Source organism: Deltaproteobacteria bacterium, assembly GCA_005879795.1.
Taxonomy (GTDB): Bacteria; Desulfobacterota; Binatia; order DP-6; family DP-6; genus DP-6.
In genome coordinates this window covers 1-6893 of sequence record VBKJ01000024.1, presented here as the reverse complement: position 1 = coordinate 6893, position 6893 = coordinate 1, and the positions used below count along the sequence as shown (strand labels likewise).

The following is a 6893-nucleotide window of genomic DNA, read 5'->3' as shown; positions in this document are numbered from 1 at the left end:
TTGCCGCGGTTCCAGCCCACGAAACCGAAGGCCGCCATGCGGAACGGGTCGCCGTCGGCCGACTCGATCTTCAGCACCTCGGCGCCGAGGTCGGCGAGCAGCATGGGGCAGAACGGGCCGGCGATGAAGCTCGCCAGGTCGAGGACGTGGATGCCGGCGAGGCACGCGCGCGGCGTCGGTCCGTCGGGCGAGCACCCGGGACGGCGCCACTCGGGCGCCGCCGCCCGCACCGCCGCCGTGTCGGCGCCCGGCTCGCGCGCGCGGGGTGGCCGCGGCGCGGGCGTGTCGGAGAAGAGGGCCAGCTCGCCCGGCTGCCAGGTAGGGCCGAGCCGGGGATCCTCGAGCGGGACGACGAGCCCGAGCGCGCGCGCCTCGGGATCGCGAAGCGCCTGCTCGCGGGTACGCACCGGCCCGCACGGAATGTCGGCCTCGCCCAGCACGCCGAGCCACTCGGCGGTCGCACGCCTGGCGAGGATCGGGTCCAGCTCCCGGCGCACGAAGTCCTTGATCTCGGGGATGCCGAAGGCGAGCGGGCTCCCCTGCAGGCGCGGGTCGGCGAGCAGATCGACGCGCCCGAGCACGGTCATCAGCTTCGCGAGGAAGGCGGGTGTGAGGGCGCCGATGAAGAGCCAGCCGTCGGCGGTACGGAAGAGCGAGTAGGTGGCCAGCTGGCCGCGCGGATCGCCGAACTGCGAGAGCGAGCCACGGGTCTCGGGACCGGTCACGTAGGTGCCGCTGTTGAGCGCGAAGGCGGCGCGGAGCCCGCTCACCCGGACCGCCTGCTCGGGCGCGCCGCGGCGCCGCGCGAAGACCGCGGCGGCAACGCCGAGCGCGGCCAGCATCCCGGTCATGTAGGCGACGACCGGCGTCACCAGCCATACGGGCCGGCGGGACCACGACCACTGCATCGCGTGCACGCCGCTGGCCGCGGCGACGAGCGCCTCGTCGGGCGGGAGGTCGCTCGCGCCGCCCCAGGCGCTCACCCGGCAGCGCACGAGCCCCGGCGTGGCCGGCACCTCGGGCGCGCTCTCGTCGCCCAGCACGGCGTCGGCGCCCGCGACGAGGGCCCCCCAGCACGCGACGTCGGCGGCGCGGGCCGGGTCGAGGATGGCCGGGCGCTTGCCGCGCTCGACGACGGACGCGCCCGGGACGGTGCGCGCGGCGCCTGGCGGCTCGACCTTCACCACCTCCGCGCCGAGCGCGGCGAGCAGGAATCCGGCGTACGAGGCCGCGAGCCCCGACGCCCGCTCGACCACTCGCAGGTCCGCGAGGGGTGCGTCCCCGGCCATGGCCGCCGAGGAAACCCCCCCTGGGGCTCGCTTGTCAACGCGCGGGCGGCGATCAGGCCGCGCGCGCGCACTCGATCAGTGGATCTCGCGCCTCGTCCGCCAGCGGAACCCGGGAAGGCGCTTGCCGAGCGTCACCTGCGTTCCGACGAAGGCGATGATGCAGGCGAGCAGCACCCGGGTCCACGGAGCCGCGCCCGGGTGGCTGAGCAGCCCGAGGTACACGAGCACGGCCAGGACCAGGATCAGTCCGCCTATGATCTTCCGGGGCACGTTCATGGGCCTCCCCCTTTGCGAGGCAACTCGGCCTCGAGGGGGCGTATCGGCCGCTTCGCGTGCGGACTTGAGCCCAGCTCAGTCCCAGTCGCGGTGGTGCTTGTGCCAGCCGTGGTGGTGGCCGTGGGTTCGGTGGCAGTGCGTGTAGTACGTCGGGGCGAAGTAGACGGGCGGCCGGTAGTAGACGGGGGCGGTGTAGACGACCGGCAGCCGGACGGGCTCCTGGACGAAGAGCCCGAAGCCCGGGAGCCCGATGGCGAGCGAGAAGTGCGCGTCGGCGGGCACCGGCCGGGCGAGGGTCACCGCTCCGAGCGCGACGGCGGCAAGCAGGAGCTTCTTCATGGCGCGCGTCAACACGGGAGCCGGGGACCCGTTGCGCCGGTGCCAGGCCGTGGCAGCCGCTCCGGCGCCCGGCTCATGCGACCCGGGGGATCACCTCGCGCCCGAACCACTCGAGGCGGGCGAGAAGCTCGGCGAGGCCGCGGGCCGCCATCCCGGCGTGAAAGGCGGTGGCACCCGCCCCTCGCCAGCGCGTGGCGGCGGCCACCAGCGTATCGGCTGTCGCGCCGGCCGGAACGGCGAGCGGGGCCACGACCTCGAAGGCCTCCGGCCGGCCCGCTTCCGCGCGCAGCCTTCGCGCATCGGCGACGGCGGTCGTGCACGCCTCGGGCTCGAGCTGCCACGGCACCCAGCCGTCGGCGAGCCGCGCCGCGCGCCGGACCGCGGCGCGCGAGTTGCCGCCCACCCAGATCGGCGGGCGCGGTCGCTGCGCCGGGCGCGGCGCGACGATCACGTCGCGGAAGGTGAGCGTCTCGCCTGCGAAGCTGGCCACCTCCTCCGTCCACGCCGCGGCGATGGCCGCGAGGTACTCGTCGGTCAGCGCACCGCGCCGAGCGAAGTCGGCGCCCAGCACCGTGAACTCGGGCTTCAAATGCCCGCTCCCCACGCCCAGGATCACGCGCCCGCCCGAGAGACGGTCGAGCGTCCCGTACTGCTTCGCGACGACGAGCGGGTGGCGGTAGGGCAGGACGAGGACGTGGGAGAGGAGGCGGATGTGCGTCGTGGCGCCCGCGACGAAGGCGAGCGTGCTGCCGGCGTCGAACCAGGCCGCCCCCATCGCCGCGGCGCGCGAGACGGGCACGGCGACGTGATCGCTGCACGACACCCAGTCGAAGCCGGCGCGCTCGGCCGCGCGCGCCGCCTCCAGGATGTGGGGGCCGCCGACGTCCCGCTCCCAGGCCTGCGCGCGCGCCGGGATCTGCTGCACGCCGGGCAGGCTCGTGCCGAAGCGGGGCATCACGCCGCCGGCCGCCGCTTCAGCTCGATGATGTTCCCGTCCGGATCGAGGACGTAGACGGACGGCCCCATGCCGCGCGCGCCGTAGCGCTCGGCCGGGTCGCCCAGCACCTCCACGCCCTCTGCCCGCAGGTAACTCACCAGCGCGGCCATGTCGGGTGTGTCGACGCCGAGGCAGACGTGGTCCACGTTCCGCCCCTCGTGGCTGGGCGGGGGGTCGGCCGGCACGAGATCGATCATGCCGGCGCCGGCGCGGAGCTGGATGAGGCCGATCGCCTCCAGGCGCCGCTCCTCCTCGAGGCCGAGGACGCGCGTGTAGAAGTCGAGCGCGCGCGTCTGGTCGCGGCAGCGGATGACGACGTGGTCGATCTCCGCGACCGTCAGCGGGCGGTCCATGGCGAGGGCTCAGCCGATGCCGGCGCGCGCGAGCTTCGCGAGCAGCGCGCGGGTACGCTCGACGGCGTCGCCGTCGCCCGGCACCGAAAACGGCGCCGCCAGGAAGTCGGTCGCGCCCGCCTCGGCGAGGCGGCGGAGCTGCTCGCCCACCGCGTTCTCGTCGCCCACGATAGCGACGTCGGCCGGCCCCTCGACGCCCTCGCGGTCGAGCATGGCGCGGTACGAAGGCAGCGCGCCGTAGACCAGGAACGCCTGCGCCGCCGCCGCGCGTGCGCCAGCGACGTCCGCGGTCACCGCGATCGGAAGGCCGACGACCACGCGCGGCGCGGGCCGCCCGGCCTGGGCCGCCGCCTCGCGGATGCGCGGGGCCGTGTGCTCGCGGATCGTCTTCGGCCCGGTCATCCACGTGATCGTGCCGTCGGCCTCGCGCCCGGTGAGCGCCAGCATCTTGGGGGCCAGCGCCGCGACCAGGATCGCACACGGCTTCCCGCCCGGCACGGCGAGCTGGGCATTGACGCGGTACTCGCTGCCCCAGTGGCTCACGCTGCCGCTCCGGATGAGCGGCCCGAGGACGGCCAGGTACTCCTTCATGTGGCTGTAGGGCTTCGCGAACGAGAGCCCGAGCATCCCCTCGATGACGATCTGGTGCGAGAGGCCGACGCCGAGCGTGAAGCGGCCGCCCGCGATGGCCTGCGCCGAGAGCGCCTGCTGCGCCATCGCGTGCGGGTGGCGCGGGAAGGTCGGCATCACGGCGGTGCCGAGCTCGATGCGTCGGGTCTCGCGGGCGCAGAGCGCGGCCGCCATGATCGCGTCCATCCCCATGATGTTGGCGAACCAGCCGCTCGCGAAGCCGTCGGCCTCCGCGCGCCTGGCCTGCGCGACGAGCCCGTCGACGCCCGCGGGCGCCCCCGCGATGTCCCCGATGCCGATCCCGATCTTCATCATCGCTCCCACCTACCACCAAACGGGGGCCATGGGGTATCCTCGAAATGATGGGCTACCCGAGGATGCTCGAGGTGCGCCAGCGCTTCGACGCACCCCGCGTGGACGACGTGGCCGGGACGGTCGCCGCCGAGCTCGAGCGCATCGGCGTCCGCGGGAGCATCGGGCCGGGCGAGACGGTCGCCGTCGCCGTCGGCAGCCGGGGGATCACGAACCTGGCCCTCGTCGTCCGCACCCTGGTCGCGGTCCTGAAGGAGGCGGGGGCGCGCCCGTTCGTCGTGCCCGCCATGGGGAGCCACGGCGGGGCGACCGCGGAGGGGCAGCGCGCCATCCTGGCGGGCTACGGCATCACCGAGGACGCGATCGGCGCGCCCATCCGCTCCTCGATGGAGACCGTCCACCTGGGCACCACCGACGACGGCATCCCGCTCCACTTCGACCGCGCCGCCCACGAGGCCGATCACGTCGCGATCGTGAACCGCGTGAAGCCGCACACGAACTTCTCGGGCGAGATCGAGAGCGGCCTCCTCAAGATGACGATGATCGGCCTCGGCAAGCACACCGGCGCCGCCCTCTGCCACCGCGCGATCGTCGATCATGGCTTCGATCGGGTGGCGCGGAGCGCGGGCCGGGCGCTCCTCGCGCGCTGCCGGATCGCCTTCGGCCTCGCCCTGGTCGAGAACGGGTACGACGAGACCGCGCTCGTCGAGGCGGTCCCGGCCGCCGCCTTCGCGGAGCGCGACCGGGCGCTCCTCGTGCTCGCCAGGCGCTGGCTCCCGCGGCTTCCGGTCCTGCGCCCCGACCTCCTGATCGTCGACGAGATGGGGAAGAACGTGAGCGGCTCGGGCATGGACACCAACGTGGTCGGCCGCAAGCCCCACGGCGGCCTCGACGACGACCCCCGGGTGAAGCGCCTCTTCGTGCGCGAGCTCACGCCCGAGACGCGGGGCAACGCGTACGGCATCGGCCTCGCCGACTTCACCACCAGCCGACTGATCCGCGCCATCGACTACCGCACTACGGTGCTCAACTGCCTGACCGCCGCCAACCCCGAGGCGGCCGCCCTCCCCATCCACTACGACACCGACCGCGAGGCGATCGACGCCGCGCTCGCGAGCGCGGGCCTCGCGCCGGCCGAGCGCGCGCGCGTGGTGCGCATCCGGAACACGCTCCGCCTCGACCGGCTCTTCGTCTCCGAGGCGTGCCGCGCCGAGCTCGCCGCGCGCGGCGACGTCGAGATCGTCGAGCCGGCACACGAGCTCGCCTTCGACGGTGTGGGGAACCTGCCGCCCCTCCCGCTCGCGGCGCAACCTTGACCCTGCCCCGCGGGGGCGGGTAGCTTTTCGCGACGTCGCATGGCAGCGCTGCCCGGCAACCTCGACAGTATCCGCGTGCTCGACCTGACCCGCGAGCCCGGCTTCTTCGCCGGCAAGCTCCTCGGTGACCTCGGCGCGGACGTGGTGAAGGTCGAGCCGCCCGCGGGCGACCCGGCGCGCCGCCGGCCGCCCTTCTGGGACGGCCTCGCCGACCCCGAGCGCTCGCTCCTCTGGCTCGCGATGAACACCTCCAAGCGCGGCATCACGCTCGACCTCGCGCGCCAGCGCGGCCGCGAGCTCCTCCTCGCGCTCGCCGCGCGCGCCGACGTGATGCTCGAGACCGGGCCCACGCCGGGCCTCGGCTGGCCGGAGCTCCACGCCCAGAACCCGCGCCTGGTCCACGTCGCGCTCACGCCCTTCGGCGAGACCGGGCCGCGTGCCGGCTGGCGGGGCTCCGACCTCACGGTGACCGCGATGAGCGGCAACCTCTACTCGACCGGCGATCCCGACCGCGCCCCCGTGCGCTGCTCGCTCCCGGTGTCGTACTACCACGGCGGCATCGAGGCCGCGGTCGGCGTCGTCTTCGCGCTGCTCGCGCGCGAGCGGACCGGGGAAGGCCAGCACGTCGACGTCGCCCTCCAGGAGGCGATGGTGATGCCGAACATCGGCACCGCCGCCATGTTCAAGCTGACCGGCAACCGCGGCGCGCGCGCCGGCGCCTTCATGCGGCAGGAGAGGAGCGTCGCGCGCGAGATCTGGCCGTGCAGGGACGGCTTCGTGTCCTTCGCGCTGCGCGGCGGGGCGGCCCGCATCCCGGGGCTCGTCGCCATGGTCGAGTACATGGACGAGCACGGCATGGCATCGCCAGCGCTCAGGGCGCGCGACTGGAAGACCTACAACCACAACCTGCTGACCCAGGCCGAGGTGGACGAGCTCAGCCGGGAGTTCGGCGCGTTCTTCCTCACCAAGACGATGGCGGAGCTCTACCGCGCCGCCTGTGAGCGGAACCTGATGCTCGCGCCCATCAACGACGCGCGCGAGGTCACGGCCTCCACCCAGCTCGCGGCGCGCGAGTTCTTCGTCGAGGTCGAGAACCCGGGGCGCGGGCGGCTCCGCTACCCGGGCGCCTTCGCCAGGAGCAACGCGAGCGCGATCGCCATCCGCCGCCCGGCGCCGCGGCTCGGCGAGCACACGGCGGAGGTGCTGGGCGAGCTCGGCCTCGGCCCGGCCGAGCTGCAGCGCCTGCGCGCCGAGGGGGTGGTGTGACCGACCTCTTCGCCGGCACGACCATCCTCGAGTTCGGCGGCGGCGCGGCCGGCCCGGTCGCGACCCGCTACTTCGCCGACCACGGTGCGACCGTGATCCGCGTCGAATCGCGCCG

9 protein-coding genes are annotated in these 6893 nt (G+C 74.6%); 3 read left to right on the top strand and 6 right to left on the bottom strand.

From position 1 onward, the window contains the following. From E6J59_00935 to E6J59_00910, 6 genes are all read right to left on the bottom strand, one after another. A partial coding sequence (locus E6J59_00935) for a hypothetical protein (GenBank protein TMB23963.1) occupies nucleotides 1–1289 on the bottom strand: 1289 nt, incomplete at its 3' end. 75 nt (nucleotides 1290–1364) lie between these two features. After that, nucleotides 1365–1565, bottom strand: a complete 201-nt coding sequence (locus E6J59_00930; protein ID TMB23962.1) for a hypothetical protein — start codon at nucleotides 1563–1565, stop codon at nucleotides 1365–1367. A gap of 75 nt (nucleotides 1566–1640) precedes the next feature. After that, nucleotides 1641–1904 (bottom strand): hypothetical protein, encoded by a 264-nt coding sequence (locus tag E6J59_00925; GenBank protein ID TMB23961.1) that lies wholly within the window; start codon nucleotides 1902–1904, stop codon nucleotides 1641–1643. A gap of 73 nt (nucleotides 1905–1977) precedes the next feature. Then, on the bottom strand, nucleotides 1978–2859 hold the full coding sequence (locus E6J59_00920) for a TIGR03619 family F420-dependent LLM class oxidoreductase (GenBank protein TMB23960.1): 882 nt from the start codon (nucleotides 2857–2859) through the stop codon (nucleotides 1978–1980). Further along, complete coding sequence (locus E6J59_00915) at nucleotides 2859–3254, bottom strand: VOC family protein (GenBank protein ID TMB23959.1); 396 nt, start codon at nucleotides 3252–3254, stop codon at nucleotides 2859–2861. Before E6J59_00915 ends, E6J59_00920 begins: the two co-directional genes overlap by 1 nt. 9 nt (nucleotides 3255–3263) lie before the next feature. Then, on the bottom strand, nucleotides 3264–4196 hold the full coding sequence (locus E6J59_00910) for a TIGR03564 family F420-dependent LLM class oxidoreductase (protein ID TMB23964.1): 933 nt from the start codon (nucleotides 4194–4196) through the stop codon (nucleotides 3264–3266). 47 nt (nucleotides 4197–4243) lie between these two features. Here E6J59_00910 and E6J59_00905 point away from each other — a divergent pair, with 47 nt between their 5' ends. The 3 genes from E6J59_00905 to E6J59_00895 all read left to right on the top strand — a co-directional run. Then, nucleotides 4244–5512 carry a DUF2088 domain-containing protein gene (locus E6J59_00905; protein TMB23958.1) on the top strand — a complete coding sequence of 423 codons (1269 nt, stop codon included), beginning with the start codon at nucleotides 4244–4246 and terminating at the stop codon, nucleotides 5510–5512. Nucleotides 5513–5551: 39 nt separating this feature from the next. Then, nucleotides 5552–6778, top strand: a complete 1227-nt coding sequence (locus E6J59_00900) for a CoA transferase (GenBank protein TMB23957.1) — start codon at nucleotides 5552–5554, stop codon at nucleotides 6776–6778. After that, the coding region (locus E6J59_00895; protein TMB23956.1) for a CoA transferase at nucleotides 6775–6893 on the top strand (119 nt) is incomplete at its 3' end. The genes E6J59_00900 and E6J59_00895, both read left to right, overlap by 4 nt.

Excerpts from the sequence above, each read along its gene's own strand:
- E6J59_00930 (TMB23962.1), bottom strand. The coding sequence starts at position 1,565 with ATGAACGTGCCCCGGAAGATCATAGGCGGACTGATCCTGGTCCTGGCC.
- E6J59_00925 (TMB23961.1), bottom strand. The coding sequence starts at position 1,904 with ATGAAGAAGCTCCTGCTTGCCGCCGTCGCGCTCGGAGCGGTGACCCTC.
- E6J59_00920 (TMB23960.1), bottom strand. The coding sequence starts at position 2,859 with ATGCCCCGCTTCGGCACGAGCCTGCCCGGCGTGCAGCAGATCCCGGCG.
- E6J59_00915 (TMB23959.1), bottom strand. The coding sequence starts at position 3,254 with ATGGACCGCCCGCTGACGGTCGCGGAGATCGACCACGTCGTCATCCGC.
- E6J59_00910 (TMB23964.1), bottom strand. The coding sequence starts at position 4,196 with ATGAAGATCGGGATCGGCATCGGGGACATCGCGGGGGCGCCCGCGGGC.
- E6J59_00905 (TMB23958.1), top strand. The coding sequence starts at position 4,244 with ATGATGGGCTACCCGAGGATGCTCGAGGTGCGCCAGCGCTTCGACGCA.
- E6J59_00900 (TMB23957.1), top strand. The coding sequence starts at position 5,552 with ATGGCAGCGCTGCCCGGCAACCTCGACAGTATCCGCGTGCTCGACCTG.